16 protein-coding genes, 1 tRNA gene and 1 rRNA gene are annotated in these 16,296 nt (G+C 39.7%); all 18 read left to right on the plus strand.

Translation table 11 applies throughout. The annotated features are described in order from the left end of the window. The first annotated feature begins 110 nt into the window (after window positions 1-110). Complete coding sequence (locus CRN97_RS12755) at window positions 111-689, plus strand: glycerol-3-phosphate responsive antiterminator (RefSeq protein ID WP_044938573.1); 579 nt, start codon at window positions 111-113, stop codon at window positions 687-689. 50 nt (window positions 690-739) lie between these two features. Further along, entirely contained in the window at window positions 740-2,239 is a 1,500-nt protein-coding gene (gene glpK / locus CRN97_RS12760; protein WP_074791578.1) for a glycerol kinase GlpK, read from the plus strand. 126 nt (window positions 2,240-2,365) lie between these two features. Beyond that, window positions 2,366-3,817 (plus strand): NAD(P)/FAD-dependent oxidoreductase, encoded by a 1,452-nt coding sequence (locus CRN97_RS12765; protein ID WP_097077124.1) that lies wholly within the window; start codon window positions 2,366-2,368, stop codon window positions 3,815-3,817. Beyond that, window positions 3,817-5,082, plus strand: coding sequence for an NAD(P)/FAD-dependent oxidoreductase (locus CRN97_RS12770; protein ID WP_090482690.1), 1,266 nt, complete (start codon window positions 3,817-3,819; stop codon window positions 5,080-5,082). The genes CRN97_RS12765 and CRN97_RS12770 overlap by 1 nt, the downstream gene beginning before the upstream one ends. A gap of 13 nt (window positions 5,083-5,095) precedes the next feature. Then, entirely contained in the window at window positions 5,096-5,461 is a 366-nt protein-coding gene (locus CRN97_RS12775; protein WP_097077125.1) for a DUF1667 domain-containing protein, read from the plus strand. A gap of 102 nt (window positions 5,462-5,563) precedes the next feature. Next, window positions 5,564-6,628, plus strand: a complete 1,065-nt coding sequence (locus CRN97_RS12780) for an acyltransferase family protein (RefSeq protein ID WP_097077126.1) — start codon at window positions 5,564-5,566, stop codon at window positions 6,626-6,628. Between the two features lie 18 nt (window positions 6,629-6,646). Beyond that, the gene (locus CRN97_RS12785; protein WP_074791568.1) at window positions 6,647-8,803 is read left to right on the plus strand and encodes a Tex family protein; all 2,157 of its coding nucleotides are present in this window, start codon (window positions 6,647-6,649) and stop codon (window positions 8,801-8,803) included. A gap of 260 nt (window positions 8,804-9,063) precedes the next feature. Beyond that, window positions 9,064-9,570: a YcxB family protein gene (locus CRN97_RS12790; protein ID WP_097077127.1), complete on the plus strand. Its 507-nt coding sequence runs from the start codon at window positions 9,064-9,066 to the stop codon at window positions 9,568-9,570. After that, window positions 9,567-9,998 carry a tRNA (adenosine(37)-N6)-threonylcarbamoyltransferase complex ATPase subunit type 1 TsaE gene (gene tsaE, locus CRN97_RS12795; protein ID WP_033153220.1) on the plus strand — a complete coding sequence of 144 codons (432 nt, stop codon included), beginning with the start codon at window positions 9,567-9,569 and terminating at the stop codon, window positions 9,996-9,998. Before CRN97_RS12790 ends, tsaE begins: the two co-directional genes overlap by 4 nt. A 1-nt stretch (window position 9,999) precedes the next feature. Continuing rightward, window positions 10,000-10,710, plus strand: coding sequence for a tRNA (adenosine(37)-N6)-threonylcarbamoyltransferase complex dimerization subunit type 1 TsaB (gene tsaB / locus CRN97_RS12800; protein WP_097077128.1), 711 nt, complete (start codon window positions 10,000-10,002; stop codon window positions 10,708-10,710). Next, window positions 10,710-11,150 carry a ribosomal protein S18-alanine N-acetyltransferase gene (rimI, locus tag CRN97_RS12805; protein ID WP_097077129.1) on the plus strand — a complete coding sequence of 147 codons (441 nt, stop codon included), beginning with the start codon at window positions 10,710-10,712 and terminating at the stop codon, window positions 11,148-11,150. Before tsaB ends, rimI begins: the two co-directional genes overlap by 1 nt. A 23-nt stretch (window positions 11,151-11,173) precedes the next feature. Further along, the gene (locus tag CRN97_RS12810) at window positions 11,174-12,085 is read left to right on the plus strand and encodes a ribonuclease Z (RefSeq protein WP_097077130.1); all 912 of its coding nucleotides are present in this window, start codon (window positions 11,174-11,176) and stop codon (window positions 12,083-12,085) included. 1 nt (window position 12,086) lies between these two features. Continuing rightward, a complete protein-coding gene (locus CRN97_RS12815) occupies window positions 12,087-12,671 on the plus strand; it encodes a DUF6715 family protein (RefSeq protein WP_044938542.1) in 585 nt (194 codons plus the stop codon). Then, window positions 12,661-13,686 (plus strand): tRNA (adenosine(37)-N6)-threonylcarbamoyltransferase complex transferase subunit TsaD, encoded by a 1,026-nt coding sequence (gene tsaD, locus CRN97_RS12820; RefSeq protein WP_044938540.1) that lies wholly within the window; start codon window positions 12,661-12,663, stop codon window positions 13,684-13,686. Before CRN97_RS12815 ends, tsaD begins: the two co-directional genes overlap by 11 nt. Window positions 13,687-13,688: 2 nt before the next feature. Next, the gene (ispD, locus tag CRN97_RS12825) at window positions 13,689-14,378 is read left to right on the plus strand and encodes a 2-C-methyl-D-erythritol 4-phosphate cytidylyltransferase (RefSeq protein ID WP_044938538.1); all 690 of its coding nucleotides are present in this window, start codon (window positions 13,689-13,691) and stop codon (window positions 14,376-14,378) included. A gap of 137 nt (window positions 14,379-14,515) precedes the next feature. Next, window positions 14,516-14,601: transfer RNA gene (locus tag CRN97_RS12830), tRNA-Ser, on the plus strand. An 88-nt stretch (window positions 14,602-14,689) separates the two neighbouring features. Further along, the gene (locus tag CRN97_RS12835) at window positions 14,690-15,712 is read left to right on the plus strand and encodes a threonine aldolase family protein (RefSeq protein ID WP_097077131.1); all 1,023 of its coding nucleotides are present in this window, start codon (window positions 14,690-14,692) and stop codon (window positions 15,710-15,712) included. A gap of 423 nt (window positions 15,713-16,135) precedes the next feature. Next, window positions 16,136-16,296 (plus strand): 16S ribosomal RNA (locus CRN97_RS12840); the annotation flags it as partial.

Raw genomic sequence — 16,296 nt, forward strand, 5'->3', positions numbered from 1 at the left:
GTGCCCGTGAGAGAAGAGAATGTGGCTGTGATAAGGATTTTCTCCTTGTCTATTTAGGCATATTCTTTTTTTATGTCTAAATAAAGACAGTACGATTAGGAGAATAAACTATGAACAGAGAGTTTATCGAAAAGCTAGAGAACAATCCAGTTATTGCAGCAGTCAAAGACGATAAAGGCCTTGAAAAAGCCTTAAAGACAGAGTGCGAAATAATCTTCATTCTGTATGGGGATATTTGCAACATCTCTGACATCGTTGAGAAAATTAAGTCAGCCGGCAAGGTGGCTATGGTGCACATGGATTTAATAGCAGGCCTTGGAAGTGGTAAGGATGTTGCAGTGGACTACATCAAAAATACCGTCAAAGCAGATGGAATAATTACCACTAAAGGAAGCTTGATAGAGCGAGCAAATCAGCTTGGAATGTACACAGTGCTTAGGTATTTTGTGATAGATAGTATGGCTCTTGTTAATATCGAAAAGCAGGACCGCCACGGAATAGCTCAGCCAGATGTAATCGAGATTCTCCCTGGAATAGTTCAGCCAAAGATTATCAAAAAGATAAACAGTATTAGCAAGGTTCCAGTTATTGCTGGAGGACTTATTTCAGATAGAGAAGATGTTATGAATGCGCTTAATAATGGGGTGCTTGCAGTATCTTCTACAAATGAAGCAGTCTGGGAGCTATAGCGCAGTACCAGGTATTTCTACCAAATGATAGAAGGAGTAGTGGAGTAATAATGGGTAAATATGTAATGGCATTAGATGCCGGAACAACAAGCAACAGATGTATTCTGTTTAATGAAAAAGGAGAGATGTGTGCAGCGGTCAATAAAGAATTCACACAGTTCTTTCCACAGCCTGGTTGGGTAGAGCATGATGCAAATGAAATCTGGCAGACACAGCTTTCAGTAGCTCGTGAAGCAGTCAGAAGCATCGGTGCAACAGCAGATGATATTGCTGCAATCGGTATTACAAATCAAAGAGAAACAGTTATTGTTTGGGATAGAGCTACAGGCCAGCCAATATATCATGCAATAGTTTGGCAGTGCCGTAGAACATCGGATTTTGCAGAGCAAATGAAAGGCAAAATTCCAGGAATCGTTGAAAAGTTCCAGTCAAAAACAGGATTAAAGTTTGATCCATATTTCTCAGGAACTAAATTAAGATGGATTCTTGATAATGTAGATGGAGCACGTGAAAGAGCTGAAAGAGGAGAGCTTTGCTTTGGAACAGTAGATTCCTGGTTGATATACAAGCTTACCAAAGGCAAGGTTCATGTTACGGATTATTCGAATGCATCCAGAACACTTTTGTTCAACATCAACACTCTTGAGTGGGATGAGGAGCTTTGCCAGATACTTGATATTCCAATGAGCATGCTTCCAGAGGTAAAGCCTTCAAGCTGCATTTACGGAGAGACTGATCCAGAATTCTTTGGTGGTCCAATCCGAATTGCCGGTGCTGCAGGCGACCAGCAGGCTGCATTGTTTGGACAGACATGCTTCAATGAGGGAGATGCCAAAAACACATACGGCACAGGTTGCTTTATGTTAATGAACACAGGTGATAAGCCAATCTTCTCAAAGAATGATTTGCTTACTACAATTGCCTGGGGTCTTGACGGCAAAATCACTTATGCTCTTGAGGGTTCAGTATATGTTGCAGGCGCTGCTATTCAGTGGCTTCGTGATGAGCTTAAGGTTGTAGATTCATCACCTGATTCAGAATACTTTGCAACAAGAGTAAATGATACTAACGGATGTTATGTAGTTCCAGCCTTCACAGGTCTTGGCGCTCCATATTGGGATCCATATGCAAGAGGTGCAATCACAGGCCTTACACGTGGTGTTAACAAATACCATATCATCAGAGCTACACTTGAATCACTTGCATATCAAACATACGATGTTTTACACGCTATGGAGCTTGATTCAGGAAAGCACCTCAACTCATTAAAGGTTGACGGTGGTGCATCAAACAACAACTTCCTGATGCAGTTCCAGTCTGATATAATAAATACAAACGTAGTTCGTCCTTGCTGTGTTGAAACAACAGCTATGGGTGCTGCTTACTTAGCTGGTCTTGCTGTTGGCTATTGGGACAGCAAAGAAGATGTCATCAAGAACTGGGGCATCTGTCGCGAGTTCAAGCCAGAGATGACAGACGAAAAGCGTAAGGAAGCTCTTAAGGGATGGGCAAAGGCAGTTGCAGCTACAAGAGGTTGGGCTAAAGACTGATTAATTAAATAATATGATACCGTGAGATTGGAGTTGGTATAGAAACGCATTTACGATGCGTCTCTTTGCCAACTCTTTTTTATATGACAAATCTAAGTGAAGGATTAGAAAGAAGGAGTAGATAATATGTATGATGTAGTAATCATAGGAGCTGGCGTTTCAGGAAGCTCTATTGCAAGAGAGTTATCAAGATACAATGCAAATGTATGTGTCTTGGACAAATGCAGTGATGTTTGTGAGGGGACAACAAAAGCAAATTCAGCTATTGTTCATGCTGGATTTGATGCAGCAGAGGGATCATTGATGGCCAAGTTAAATGTTCGAGGCAATGAGATGATGGACGAAATCTGCAAGGATTTGGATGTTCCATTTAAGAGAAATGGTTCTATGGTAGTTTGCATTCACAAGGAGGCATTACCAGGACTTCAAGACCTTTACGATAGAGGTGTAAAAAATGGTGTAAAGGGTCTTAGAATTTTAAGCAGAGAAGAAGCACTTGAAATGGAACCAAATCTTTCAGACAACGTTGAAGGCGCTTTATATGCTCCAACAGGTGGAATCGTTTGCCCATTTAAGCTCAATATTGCTATGGCAGAAAATGCAAATGTTAATGGCGTAGAATTCAGATTTAACACTGAAGTTGAAGATATCAAAAAAGGTGAAGATGGCATGTGGCATCTTCGTACAAACAATGGCGAGTACATTGCAAAGTATGTTGTAAATGCAGCTGGCGTATATGCTGATAAGTTCCACAACATGGTTAGTGCAAATAAAATACATATCACACCAAGAAGAGGTGATTACTGCTTGCTTGATAAAGAAGCAGGAACTCATGTAACACATACAATTTTCCCTCAGCCAACAGCGCTTGGTAAGGGCGTTCTTGTTACACCAACAGTACATGGCAATTTGTTAGTTGGACCAACAGCAATTGATATTGAAAATAAAGAAGGAGTAAATACAACAGGAGAAGGAATCGGAGACCTTATTGCAAAGGCCAACGACCATGTAAAGAATCTTCCAATGAGAAAAGTTATTACTTCCTTCGCAGGCCTTAGAGCTCATGAAGACGGCCATGAATTTATCATTGGAGAAGTAGAAGATGCTAAGGGATTTGTTGATTGTGCAGGAATTGAGTCTCCTGGTCTTTCAGCTAGTCCAGCAATTGGAGAGATGGTAGCAAATCTTCTTAAAGAGGCAATGAATCTTACTGAGAAAGAAAATTGGATTGGAACTCGCAAGGATATTTTAAATCCTGAGAATCTTTCACTTGAAGAAAGAAATGAATTAATAAAGAAAAATCCAGCATACGGAAATATCATTTGCCGTTGCGAATCTATTTCAGAGGGCGAGATTTTAGATGCAATTCACAGACCTCTTGGTGCTCGCACACTCGATGGTGTAAAGCGTAGAACAAGAGCAGGAATGGGAAGATGCCAGGCAGGCTTCTGCTCACCAAAGGTTATGGAAATTATCCATAGAGAGTTAGGTCTTCCTTATGAGGAGATTACAAAGAGTGGTGGACAATCAAAGATTGTTACACATCGTACAAAGAACCAGAAGGGAGGCAATCAGTAATGCTTAATTATGATATTGTTATCGTTGGCGGAGGCCCAGCAGGACTTGCAGCAGCAGTAGCTGCTAGAAACGCAGGTGTAGATAAAATTCTTATTCTTGAAAGAGATAAGGAATTAGGAGGTATTTTAAATCAGTGTATCCACAATGGTTTTGGACTCCACACATTTAAAGAGGAGCTTACAGGCCCAGAGTATGCATATAGATTCATCGAAAAGGTACTTGATGCAAAAATCGAATATAAGCTGAACACTATGGTAATGGATATCTCTGAAGATAGAGTAGTTACAGCTATGAGCAGAGAGGATGGAATGTATCAGATTAAAGCTGGTGCAGTTATTCTTGCAATGGGATGCCGTGAGCGTCCTAGAGGAGCTTTAAATATTCCTGGTTACAGACCAGCTGGAATATTCTCTGCAGGTACAGCTCAGCGTCTTGTAAATATTGAAGGCTATATGCCAGGACGTGAGGTAGTTATTTTGGGCTCTGGTGATATCGGACTTATCATGGCTCGCCGTATGACACTTGAAGGTGCAAAGGTTAAAGTGGTTGCAGAGCTTATGCCTTACTCAGGCGGATTAAAGAGAAATATCGTTCAGTGTCTTGATGACTTTGGTATTCCTCTTAAGCTTAGCCATACAGTAGTAGATATTGAAGGCAAAGAACATCTTGAAGCGGTTACAATTGCACAGGTAGATAATCATGGAAAGCCAATTCCTGGTACAGAAGAAAGATATACATGTGATACCCTTCTTCTTTCATGCGGTCTTATTCCAGAGAATGAACTTTCAAGAAATGCTGGAGTGGAGATGAGTCCAATTACAAGTGGACCTATCGTAAATGAGTCACTTGAGACTAACATACCAGGTGTATTTGCTTGCGGTAATGTGCTTCACGTTCATGATCTTGTTGATTATGTTTCGGAAGAAGCTGATAGAGCAGGACAGAATGCAGCTAAATTTATCAAGGGTGAGCTTGCTGATAACGGTGGAGAAGAAATTGAAATCGTGGCTACAGAAGGTGCTCGCTATACTGTTCCTTCAACAATCGACCTTGGAAGAATGGATGATAAGCTTACTGTAAGATTCAGAGTGGGCGCGGTATATAAGGATTCATATGTAAGCGTATATTTTGATGATGAGCGAGTGATGCATAATAAAAAACGTATTATGGCTCCTGGAGAGATGGAACAGGTTATCTTGCTTAAATCTAAGCTAGAAGAAAAGCCAGGTTTAAAGAAAATTACAGTTAAGATAGAAGCAGAGTAAGGAGGGGCAGAAAATGGAAAAGAGAGAGTTAACATGTATTGGCTGCCCAATGGGATGCCAGATTACAGTAGAATTGAATGAAGGTCAGGTTGTCTCAGTGACAGGCAACACTTGCGGCATCGGTGATAAATATGCAAGAAATGAAGTGACACATCCTGAGAGAACAGTTACATCTACAGCTGTTATTCTTGGTGGGGATAAGCCAAGAGTTTCAGTTAAAACAGCTAGTAATATTCCAAAGGATAAAATCGACGATGTAATGAAGGAAATTGATGCAGCCGTTATGAAGGCGCCCGTTCACATTGGCGATGTAGTAGTTAAAAATGTATGTGGCACAGGCGTGGATGTTGTGGCAACTAGAAATGTTGAGGCAGTATAATCCGGCTCATGCTTATAAAGAGAAAGCAAGTGGTTTATCCACTTGCTTTTTTATATCCACATTGCATATACTAAACTAGATAATTTAAGTTAGGAGTGTTTTATGAAAAAGCGAATCATAGGACTTGATATTCTTAGAGTCATTGGAGTAATTTTTATATTCTGCTATCACTTTACTGTGGACTATATCTATAGAGGAAATGGTACTGATTCTTTAATGCCTGGCATTAACTATTTCTTTAATGTAATGGCCAGACCAGCCAGTCTTTTCTTGTTTATAATTTCGGGCTATGCCCTTATGTACAACAAGGAGGATACCATTTCTCTTAAACAGTATTATCTTAAACGCTTTAAGGGATTATACATTCCTTTTTATGTAGCATACACACTGATGACATGCCTGTATTTCTTTGTGAATAATGGAATCACAGCTTCATTTGTACAGCCATGGAAATTCATTTATACAATATTAGGTATTGATGGAATGATGTTCCAGGTTGAGGCCAACTTCTACCTTATTGGTGAGTGGTTTATGTCTTGTATAGTTATATGTTATGCTGTGTATCCACTGCTAGCTTGGCTTCTCAAAAAAGCAAAATTCATCACCCTTGCAGTTCTTTTGATTATTAGCAATGTAATGCTTTTTGTTTATAATCCATTCCAAATAAATGTATTGATGAACCCTCTTTTTGTTTTGGTTTATTTCTACATTGGAATGCTTATGCATGAAACAATAGGAAACAAGCAAATCCCTACATGGACTAAGTGGGTTTGCCTTGTCATAACGGTTCTCATTTGGGGACATTATTTAGTTCAGGGATTTGCGCCTGAGTCTGCGTTATTCATGCTTTCAGCTGAAGCAGGAGAAATCGCATTTGCGATATGGTCAATTGCCATGATCATTGGTCTTCGCGATGTCACTCTCAAAGAAGATGGTAGAATGTATGCAGCAGTTGCTTATATTTCAAAAATTAGCTGGTGTGTTATTTTGGTACATCATGCATTGATTGGACTGTTCTTCTCAACAAGAGATGTTCAAGGATATACAAGCAAGGATTTGTTTGTTGCCTTTATTATGATGCTTCTTTTAAGTTGGGGCGGAGCAGAGCTTGTAATAAAACTTTCAGCAAAGGTAAACGCTTTTCTATTTCCAAAGAAGGCAAAATAATAAAACAGGAGTTACAACATGGATATTACTAAACAGATAGCATCAGAGCTTCAGGTTAGACCAGCTCAGGTAGATGCAGCAATTAAATTATTGGACGAAGGAAATACAGTCCCTTTTATTTCTCGATATCGTAAGGAAGCTACAGGAGGTCTTAATGACGAACAGCTTCGTACACTTTCAGAAAGATTAACGTATTTACGTAATTTGGAAGAAAAGAAAGCCACTTGTTTAGCATCGATTGAAGAGCAGGGACTTCTTACAGAAGAGTTAAAGAAAGCTATTCTTGAAGCAACAACACAGGTTGCTGTTGATGATTTGTATAGACCATACAGACCAAAGCGCCGTACAAGAGCTACTATCGCAAAAGAAAAAGGATTAGAGCCACTTGCTAATATCATCATTCTTCAGATGACAAACAAATCTCTTGAGGAAGAAGCTAAGGCTTTCCTCAATGAGGAAAAGGGTGTTGAGACTGTAGAAGATGCAATAGCTGGAGCTTGTGACATTATTGCAGAAAGCATTTCAGATGATGCGGATTATCGTACATGGATTAGAGAGAAGACTTTCAAAAACGGTCGAATTATCTCTAAGGCGAAGGATGCTGAAGCAGAATCGGTATACGAAAACTATTATGATTATGATGAAGCAATTGCAAAGCTTCCAGGTCACCGTATTCTTGCTTTAAACCGTGGTGAAAAAGAAAAGATTCTCAAGGTCTCTATCGAGGCTCCTGTAGAAGATATAATTAATTACCTTTCAAAGAAGGTAATCAGCAAAGATAACGTAAATACAAATGAAGCTTTGAAAGCAACTATAGAAGATGCATACACAAGACTTATTGCACCTTCTATTGAAAATGAAATCAGAAATAACCTTACAGAAGTTGCAGAAGATGGAGCTATCAAGGTATTCGGCAAGAACCTTACACAGCTTCTTATGCAGCCTCCAATTGCAGGTCGCAATGTTCTTGGTTGGGACCCTGCGTTTAGAACTGGTTGTAAAATTGCTGTAGTCGATGCAACAGGAAAGGTTTTGGATACAACAGTTGTATATCCAACAGCCCCTCAGAACAAAGTAGAAGAGACAAAGAAAGTAATAAAAGCACTTATCAAAAAATACAATGTTTCACTTATTTCTCTTGGAAATGGTACTGCTAGCCGCGAATCGGAGCAAATAATAGTAGATATGCTTAAAGAGATTCCAGAAAAGGTTGAGTACATCATTGTAAATGAAGCTGGTGCATCAGTTTATTCTGCAAGTAAGCTTGCAACAGAGGAGTTCCCTAACTTTGATGTTGGACAGCGTTCTGCAACATCTATGGCTCGTCGTCTTCAGGATCCATTGGCAGAGCTTGTAAAAATCGACCCTAAATCAGTAGGTGTAGGTCAGTATCAGCATGATATGAACCAGAAGAAGCTTGATGAGACACTTGCAGGCGTTGTAGAGACTTGCGTTAACGCAGTTGGTGTAGATTTAAATACTGCGTCAGCATCATTGCTGGAGTATGTATCAGGTATCAACAAAACACTTGCAAAGAACATTGTTGTATATCGTGAAGAAAATGGTAGATTCAATTCCAGAGCAGAGCTTAAAAAGGTTCCAAAGCTTGGACCAAAAGCATTTGAGCAGTGCGCAGGTTTCATGCGTATTATTGGAGGAAAGAATCCTCTTGATGCTACAGCAGTTCATCCAGAAAGCTATGATGCAGCAAAGGCTCTTCTTGAAAAGCTTGGTTTCGATACAAAGGATATTGCAGCAGGCACTCTTAAAGATATTCACAAGAGCATTAATAATATCAAAGAGTTATCCACAGAACTTGGCATTGGAGAGATGACTTTGGAGGATATCATCAAGGAGCTTGAAAAGCCAGGACGTGATCCTCGAGAAGATATGCCAAAACCAATCCTCAAGAGTGATGTCCTGGAGATGAAAGACCTAAAGCCAGGAATGCAGCTTAAGGGTACAGTTCGAAACGTAATTGATTTTGGTGCATTTATTGATATAGGAGTTCATCAGGATGGCCTTGTTCATATTTCCCAGATGACAGACAGATATATCAAGCATCCTTTGGAGGTTGTATCTGTAGGCGATATTGTTGATGTTGAAGTCCTTTCAGTGGATGAAAAGAAGGGCAGAATCAGTCTTACAATGAAGCTTGGAAAGAAAGATAAGTAACATATTATTTTGCAATGGGTAATCATATACATAAATGATTATGTTAAATTGTAGTAATTGTACAAAATGTATCAATAGAAGCTATATTATATTGACAATTATAACTAATACTCCTATACTCTACTTTAGTTAGAGAAAGTAACAGTCAGTTTGCTTTTTAGGAGAAATGGGTTAGAGCGAGTCGTTAGGGGTTTCGGCTTGCTCTATTTTTTTGCGCAAAAGTATGGTAAAATATCAAAAAATAGGGAGATTTTGGGATTATGGGACAGGAAATTACATTTAGCGTAAAAATCAAAGAAGAGGATTTATATCGCTACAATATCCATCACGCATACACCAGCACACAGGGGATTTTTTCAATTGTTCTTTTTGTGCTTTTAGTTGCTGTCTGGATACTGCGTTTCTCAGTTTTATCACTAATATACAGAGTGGCATATCCGCTTGTGGCAATAGTTTTTTTACTATACATTCCTATGACTCTCAAAATGAGAGCTAAGGCCCAGATGGCTCAGGAAGTATTTATGCATCCTCTTACATACCGTTTTACTGACACAGGCATAGTTGTCAGCTCGCCAGTAGCAGATGAGGATTCGGAGCTTCCATGGGAATATATTTACAAGATAGCCACTTGGAAGGATTATCTCCTTATTTATAGCAACAGGATCAATGCTTATATCATCCCAAAGGAAGATATAGCAAACCAATATGAAGATGCTGTTGCATACATCAAAACTCACGTAGAGGATTATAAGATTCAAATAAAATGATTGAAGTAATAGAAACAAATTCACCAGAAGAAACAGAAAAGCTTGGACGTAAGCTTGCTAGCGAAGCTAGTCCTGGTCAGGTATTCACCTTAATCGGTGATTTGGGCGTTGGTAAGACGGTCTTCACCCAGGGCTTTGCAGATGGTCTTGAAATAGACGAAGCAATCTGTAGTCCTACATTCACTATTGTTCAGGTCTACGATACAGGACGCTTGCCGTTTTATCATTTTGACGTATATCGTATAGGCGATATCGAAGAAATGGATGAAATCGGATACGAGGATTACATCTATGGAGATGGCGTCTCTCTTATTGAGTGGGCTAATCTTATCACCGACATTTTACCTGAGCATTACACCCAGGTCACAATAGAGAAAAATTTAGAAAAAGGATTCGACTATCGCAAAATTACGATAGAGCAAATATAGTATGAAGATATTAGGAATTGACGGTTCTGGGCTGGTTGCTTCAGTTGCCGTTGTTGAGGATGATAATTTAATTGGTGAGTACACTACGGGGTACAAAAAGACTCATTCTCAGACTCTTCTTCCAATGCTTGATGAGCTTGGCAAGATGATTGAGTTAGATTTAAACACTATCGATGCCATTGCAGTGGCAGCAGGACCAGGATCTTTTACCGGTCTTCGAATTGCATCAGCAACTGCAAAGGGATTAGGCTTGGCTTTGGGATGCCCAATAGTTTCCGTGCCTACAGTTGATGCTTTGGCTTTCAATCTTTGGGGTCAGTCAGGAGTTATTTGTCCAATCATGGATGCTAGAAGAGGCCAGGTATACACAGGCATTTACTCTTTTGATCAGGATGGACAGTTCACTACACTTCACAGTCAGTGTGCAGTAGATTTCCATGTAATAGCAGAAAAGATAAACGAATTACAGATGCCGGTTACATTTATAGGAGATGGAGTTCCTGTATTCAAGGAGGAAATACCAAATCTCATAAAGGTTCCATTCAGATTTGCACCTGCTCATCTGAACAGACAGCATGCAGCATCAGTTGCAACTTTAGGCCAGATATACTATCAAAATGGTGAATGCGAGCCAGCGGCCGATCACAGACCTGATTATCTCAGATTGTCACAGGCAGAGAGAGAACGCATGGAAAAGGAAGGGAAAGCTTAATGGCCTTTGAATATAGACATGCAACATCAGCAGATTTGCAGGCTATTTTTCAAATAGAAGAGGCGGTTATGCCTACACCATGGTCTATGAAATCTTTTCAGGAGGCGTTTGATTCCGATTATTCATTGATTATGGTTGTCACAGAGAATGATGTAATCTGTGGCTTTTCTGTTTTATACATAACAGCGCCAGAGGCTGAACTCCCGGACATAGTAATAGATACAAAGTATCAGGGAAAAGGCCTTGGAAAAGGATTGTTGGAATACACCATATCTGAGGCTGGCAAAAGAAATGTTGAAACAATATTCTTAGAGGTTCGTGTTTCAAATACACCTGCACGAAATCTTTACCAACGCTTTGATTTTGAAGAAATTGGAAAGCGCAAATACTTTTATTCAAACCCGATAGAAGATGCTATTTGTATGTCAAAGAGCTTGTAATAAGGGTTATAGAGGATTTATAAATGTTAGATGTTTGTTTGTTGGGGACGGCTGGCATGATGCCGCTTCCTAATAGATGGTTAACTTCTTGCCTTATGAGATTCAATGGCGAGGGGTTACTTATAGATTGCGGTGAGGGAACACAGGTAGCTCTCAGGGAGGCAGGCTTTTCACCAAATCCTATTTCAATTATCTGTCTTACTCACTATCATGCAGATCATGTCAGTGGTTTGCCTGGATTTTTGTTATCCATGGGCAATTCTGATAGGACTGAGCCTATTACAATTGTTGGTCCAAAGGGGCTTGAAAGGGTGGTTAATTCACTTAGGGTTATCGCACCTGAGCTTCCATTTGAAATACTTTTTCATGAAATTACAGAGCCTGATGAACGTTTCGAGATAATGGGTTATCACATTCACGCGTTCAAAGTTAATCATAATGTGCTATGCTATGGATATACGATAGATATACCTAGAAAAGGCAGATTTGACGTAGAAGGCGCAAAAGCATTAGGCTTGCCGGTTCAGCTGTGGAACCCATTGCAAAAGGGGCAAACAGTAGAATTCGAAGGGAAAACATTCACCCCTGAAATGGTTATGGGCGAGGCTAGAAAGGGCTTGAGGGTCACATATTGTACTGACACAAGGCCTACACAATCACTAGTAGAAGCAGCCGAGGGCTCGGACTTGCTTATTTGTGAGGGAATGTACGCAGAGGAAGAAAAGCTTGCAAAAGCTCGTCAGAATAAACACATGACATTTTATGAAGCGGCAAAGGTTGCAAAGGATGCTCATGTATCTGAGCTTTGGCTTACACATTTTTCCCCATCCATGACCGGACATAAAAGATATATGAAAGCTGTCTGTGATATATTTCCACAGGCGCAATTGGGAGAAGACGGCAAGTTTATAGAACTTGATTTTTCGGAGGAGTAGGATGAAAAAGGTACTGCGAATAGGAATAGCGGTAATCTGTATGGTTTCTCTTGTAGTGGGATACTATGCTTATTTGTCACGCCGCAATGATTCTGTTTCCGCAGATGATAGTGTTGAGCTGTCAGAGGTACAGGCAATTATTTCAAAGGATTTTGATAAGAATTACCCTGCTACACCTCGTGCAGTGGTTAAATGGTACAATAGAATAATTACAGCCTACTATGCAGAAGACTTTACTCAGGATGAGCTTGAGCAGATGGCTGATCAGGCTAGAAAGCTTATGGATGACGAACTATTACAATATAATCCTAAAGACACTTATGTTGCATCGTTAAATCTTGAAATAGAGGATTATCATAATCGTCAAAGAGTTATCGTATCGAGCTCTGTTAGTGAGTCGGGTGAAGTTCAGTATAAAAAGATAAATGGTTATGAGTGTGCTTTTGTTTCAGCGTACTATTTTGTACGTGAAGGAAGTTCATATACTCGTACATACGAGGATTTCTGCCTGAGAAAAGATTCAAATGGTAATTGGAAGATTCTTACATGGAGGCTGTCCACAGAGGACGAAATAAATGGATACTAAAGAAATAAAAATTCTTGCAATAGAAAGCTCTTGCGATGAAACAGCGGCTGCGGTTGTTGTAAACGGAAGAGACGTTAGAAGTAATATCATATCTACTCAGATACCACTTCATACACTTTATGGAGGGGTAGTTCCTGAGATTGCATCCCGCAAACACATAGAAAGAATTAATCAGGTAATTGAGCAGGCATTAGAAGAAGCTGATATGGGCTTGGAAGATATGGACGCAATAGCTGTCACATATGGTCCAGGCTTAGTTGGTGCGTTACTTGTTGGCGTTGCAGAGGCGAAAGCAATAGCGTTTGCTACAGGCAAGCCTTTAATTGGTGTTCATCATATCGAGGGCCACATTAGCGCCAACTATATCGAAAATAAGGAGCTTAAGCCACCATTTTTATGCTTAGTAGTGTCTGGTGGCCATACTCATCTTGTTCGAGTAGAGGATTATGGTAAATACGAAATCCTTGGACGTACCAGGGATGATGCAGCTGGAGAGGCTTTTGATAAGGTGGCTCGTGCTATTGGTTTAGGCTACCCAGGTGGTCCAAAAATCGAAAAGGCTGCCCATGAAGGAAATCCTCATGCAATTACATTTACACGTCCAAAGGTATCTGATGGAGTGTATGATTTTTCATTTAGTGGACTTAAGTCGCAGGTACTTAACTACATAAATGGTGCCCAAATGAAGGGCGAGGAAGTAAACGATAAGGATATTGCAGCATCCTTCCAACAGACAGTTATAGATACTTTATGCGAGCATGCAGCTATGGCTATTGATGAATTTGGCATGGATAAGTTCGCTATAGCTGGAGGTGTAGCATCTAATCAAACACTTAGAGCAGCTATGGAAGAAATGTGCAAAAGTAAGGGTGTAGAATTCTATCATCCATCACCAATCCTTTGTACAGATAATGCGGCAATGATTGGCGCTGCTGGATACTATGAGTATTTAGCGGGTAGAAGGGATAGCTGGGATTTGAATGCTATTCCAAATCTTAAACTGGGAGAAAGATAACAATGAATAAATTTACAGCGATTGTACTTGCAGCAGGTAGTGGTAAAAGAATGGAACAGGAAGTTCCTAAGCAGTATATGAATATAGGTGGGGCTCCACTTATGTCTCATTGTCTTCGTACATTCCAGGAAAGCAAGGTTACTCAAATTGTACTTGTAGTGGCACCAGGAGACGTTGAAAAGTGCCGTAAAGAAATAATCGAAAGATATCATATAGATAAGTGCATTGCTATTGTTGAAGGTGGAGAGGAACGATACGACTCAGTATACGCGGGTCTCCAGGCAATTAACGATGGTTATGTTTTGATACATGATTGTGCAAGAGCTTTTGTTACAGAGGATATAATCCACCGCTGTATGTCGGCTGTTGCTCTATATGAATCATGCGTTGTAGGTATGCCTACAAAAGATACAATCAAGATTACAGACACACATAGAAAAGTATTAGACACACCAGATAGAAGCACTGTATGGACTGTTCAGACACCACAGTGTTTTGAATACAATCTTATCAGAGGTGCATACGATAAAATTATGCCTAATGCAGACACATCAATCACAGACGATGCCATGATAGTAGAGATGGCAACTGACCATGATGTGCACATGATTCAGGGCTCATATATGAACATAAAAGTGACTACTCCAGAGGACGCAACCTTCGGAGAAGCGATACTTAGAAACCGCCATTAAAAACATACAGAAAAGTACGATAAAATGCGGTGTTGTCACAATTTTCTGAATTCAAGGATTTTCAAAAAAACTTACGATTTTTTGTTGACATCCATCTTATAGGATGATATTATACATAACGTGCTCGAGAGATGCATGCAGAGGTATCGAAGTGGTCATAACGAGGCGGTCTTGAAAACCGTTTGTCCGCAAGGGCGCGTGGGTTCGAATCCCACCCTCTGCGCTGGATAAGGCAATCACGAAAGTGGTTGCCTTTTTTATTGTATTCATTTATATATTAGTGTTAGCTAGATGTATAAAGGAGGAATGTTATGCTTTACTTTCAATGTGATTATGCCCAGGGGTGCCATCCTAATATTTTAAAAGCTCTTGAGGAAACAAATATGCTTTCTACTTCGGGTTATGGAGAAGATCCATATTGTGATTCTGCGAAAGCAAAAATAAGAGAGTACATTAATTGTCCTGATGCTGATATTTATTTCTTGGTTGGAGGCACACAAACGAATCAAACAGTTATTGATTCTATGCTACAGAACTTCGATGGAGTAGTAGCGGCTGCGACAGGGCATGTTGCTGTTCATGAGGCGGGGGCAATCGAATATAGCGGACACAAGGTAATAACTTTACCAGGGCATGCAGGAAAGATTCACGCAGATGAATTAAAGCAAATGCTGGCAGACCATTATGCAGATGGAAGCTGTGAGCATATGGTTAATCCAGGTATGGTTTATATATCTTATCCTACTGAATATGGAACACTGTATTCTAAGGAGGAGATAGAGGCAATTTATTCTATATGTAATGAATATGAAATACCTCTTTTCATAGATGGAGCACGTTTAGCCTACGGACTCGCAGCAGCTGATGATATAACTATGGCGGATATGGCTAAGCTTTGCGATGTATTTTACATTGGAGGTACTAAAGTTGGAGCTCTCTTTGGTGAGGCGGTAGTATTTACAAAGAACAATACTCCTAAACATATGATTACTCAGATTAAACAGCATGGAGCCCTTCTTGCAAAAGGAAGATTACTGGGCATTCAGTTTGCTGAATTGTTTACTGATGATTTGTATATGTCTTTGGGCAGAAATGGTGTTAAGTGGGCTGATTCTATCAGAGAAGATTTGAAGGCTAAGGGATATACACTATATATGGAAAATCCTACTAACCAGATTTTTGTTGTTATGGATAATGCCAAGCTAGAACAACTTAAAGAAAATGTGGTTTATGACTTCTGGGAAAAGTATGATGAAGAGCATACAGTTATTAGAATTGCAACTAGTTGGGGCACTACAAAAGAGGATGTTGAAGCTTTGAAAAAAATCTTGTAAAAGTTTGCAAAAAGTTGTTGACACCAAAAGGGCTGTTTGATATTATAAACAAGCTGTCGCGTGAGCGAAAAGCTTCGCTGAAACAGCGATAAAAAATAGTAAAAAGTGCTTGACAAAAATCAATGCAGATGATACTATTTACAAGCTGATTCGAAAGAGTCACAGCCCTTGATTTTTCAAAGAAAATCAAGAAAAATAAATAAAAAAGTTGTTGACAAAAAGACAGCATCGTGATAATATAAACGAGTTGCTGCTGAGGGCAACAACAAAGTGAAGATTGATAACTGAACAGTGAAACAAACCTTGAATTAATACAGTTTTGTATAAAACATGTATCCTTGAAATTCATTTAGTTTCTAAGACGAAACAAAAACCTTTATTAGTAAACAAGTCAGTTTTATACTGATTCGGAATTAAACTTTTTAACATGAGAGTTTGATCCTGGCTCAGGATGAACGCTGGCGGCGTGCTTAACACATGCAAGTCGAACGAAGCAACTTATTACGATCCCTTCGGGGTGACGATTTGTTGACTGAGTGGCGGACGGGTGAGTAACGCGTGGGTAACCTACCTTGTACAGGGGG

It is taken from the genome of Pseudobutyrivibrio ruminis DSM 9787 (genome assembly GCF_900218035.1).
Classification (GTDB): domain Bacteria; phylum Bacillota; class Clostridia; order Lachnospirales; family Lachnospiraceae; genus Pseudobutyrivibrio; species Pseudobutyrivibrio ruminis.

Coding starts and splice junctions, on each gene's coding strand:
- tsaB (WP_097077128.1), top strand. CDS start 10,000: ATGAAGATATTAGGAATTGACGGTTCTGGGCTGGTTGCTTCAGTTGCC.
- glpK (WP_074791578.1), top strand. CDS start 740: ATGGGTAAATATGTAATGGCATTAGATGCCGGAACAACAAGCAACAGA.
- tsaD (WP_044938540.1), top strand. CDS start 12,661: ATGGATACTAAAGAAATAAAAATTCTTGCAATAGAAAGCTCTTGCGAT.
- CRN97_RS12810 (WP_097077130.1), top strand. CDS start 11,174: ATGTTAGATGTTTGTTTGTTGGGGACGGCTGGCATGATGCCGCTTCCT.
- CRN97_RS12775 (WP_097077125.1), top strand. CDS start 5,096: ATGGAAAAGAGAGAGTTAACATGTATTGGCTGCCCAATGGGATGCCAG.
- CRN97_RS12790 (WP_097077127.1), top strand. CDS start 9,064: ATGGGACAGGAAATTACATTTAGCGTAAAAATCAAAGAAGAGGATTTA.
- ispD (WP_044938538.1), top strand. CDS start 13,689: ATGAATAAATTTACAGCGATTGTACTTGCAGCAGGTAGTGGTAAAAGA.
- CRN97_RS12770 (WP_090482690.1), top strand. CDS start 3,817: ATGCTTAATTATGATATTGTTATCGTTGGCGGAGGCCCAGCAGGACTT.
- rimI (WP_097077129.1), top strand. CDS start 10,710: ATGGCCTTTGAATATAGACATGCAACATCAGCAGATTTGCAGGCTATT.
- CRN97_RS12780 (WP_097077126.1), top strand. CDS start 5,564: ATGAAAAAGCGAATCATAGGACTTGATATTCTTAGAGTCATTGGAGTA.
- CRN97_RS12815 (WP_044938542.1), top strand. CDS start 12,087: ATGAAAAAGGTACTGCGAATAGGAATAGCGGTAATCTGTATGGTTTCT.
- CRN97_RS12835 (WP_097077131.1), top strand. CDS start 14,690: ATGCTTTACTTTCAATGTGATTATGCCCAGGGGTGCCATCCTAATATT.
- tsaE (WP_033153220.1), top strand. CDS start 9,567: ATGATTGAAGTAATAGAAACAAATTCACCAGAAGAAACAGAAAAGCTT.
- CRN97_RS12765 (WP_097077124.1), top strand. CDS start 2,366: ATGTATGATGTAGTAATCATAGGAGCTGGCGTTTCAGGAAGCTCTATT.
- CRN97_RS12785 (WP_074791568.1), top strand. CDS start 6,647: ATGGATATTACTAAACAGATAGCATCAGAGCTTCAGGTTAGACCAGCT.
- CRN97_RS12755 (WP_044938573.1), top strand. CDS start 111: ATGAACAGAGAGTTTATCGAAAAGCTAGAGAACAATCCAGTTATTGCA.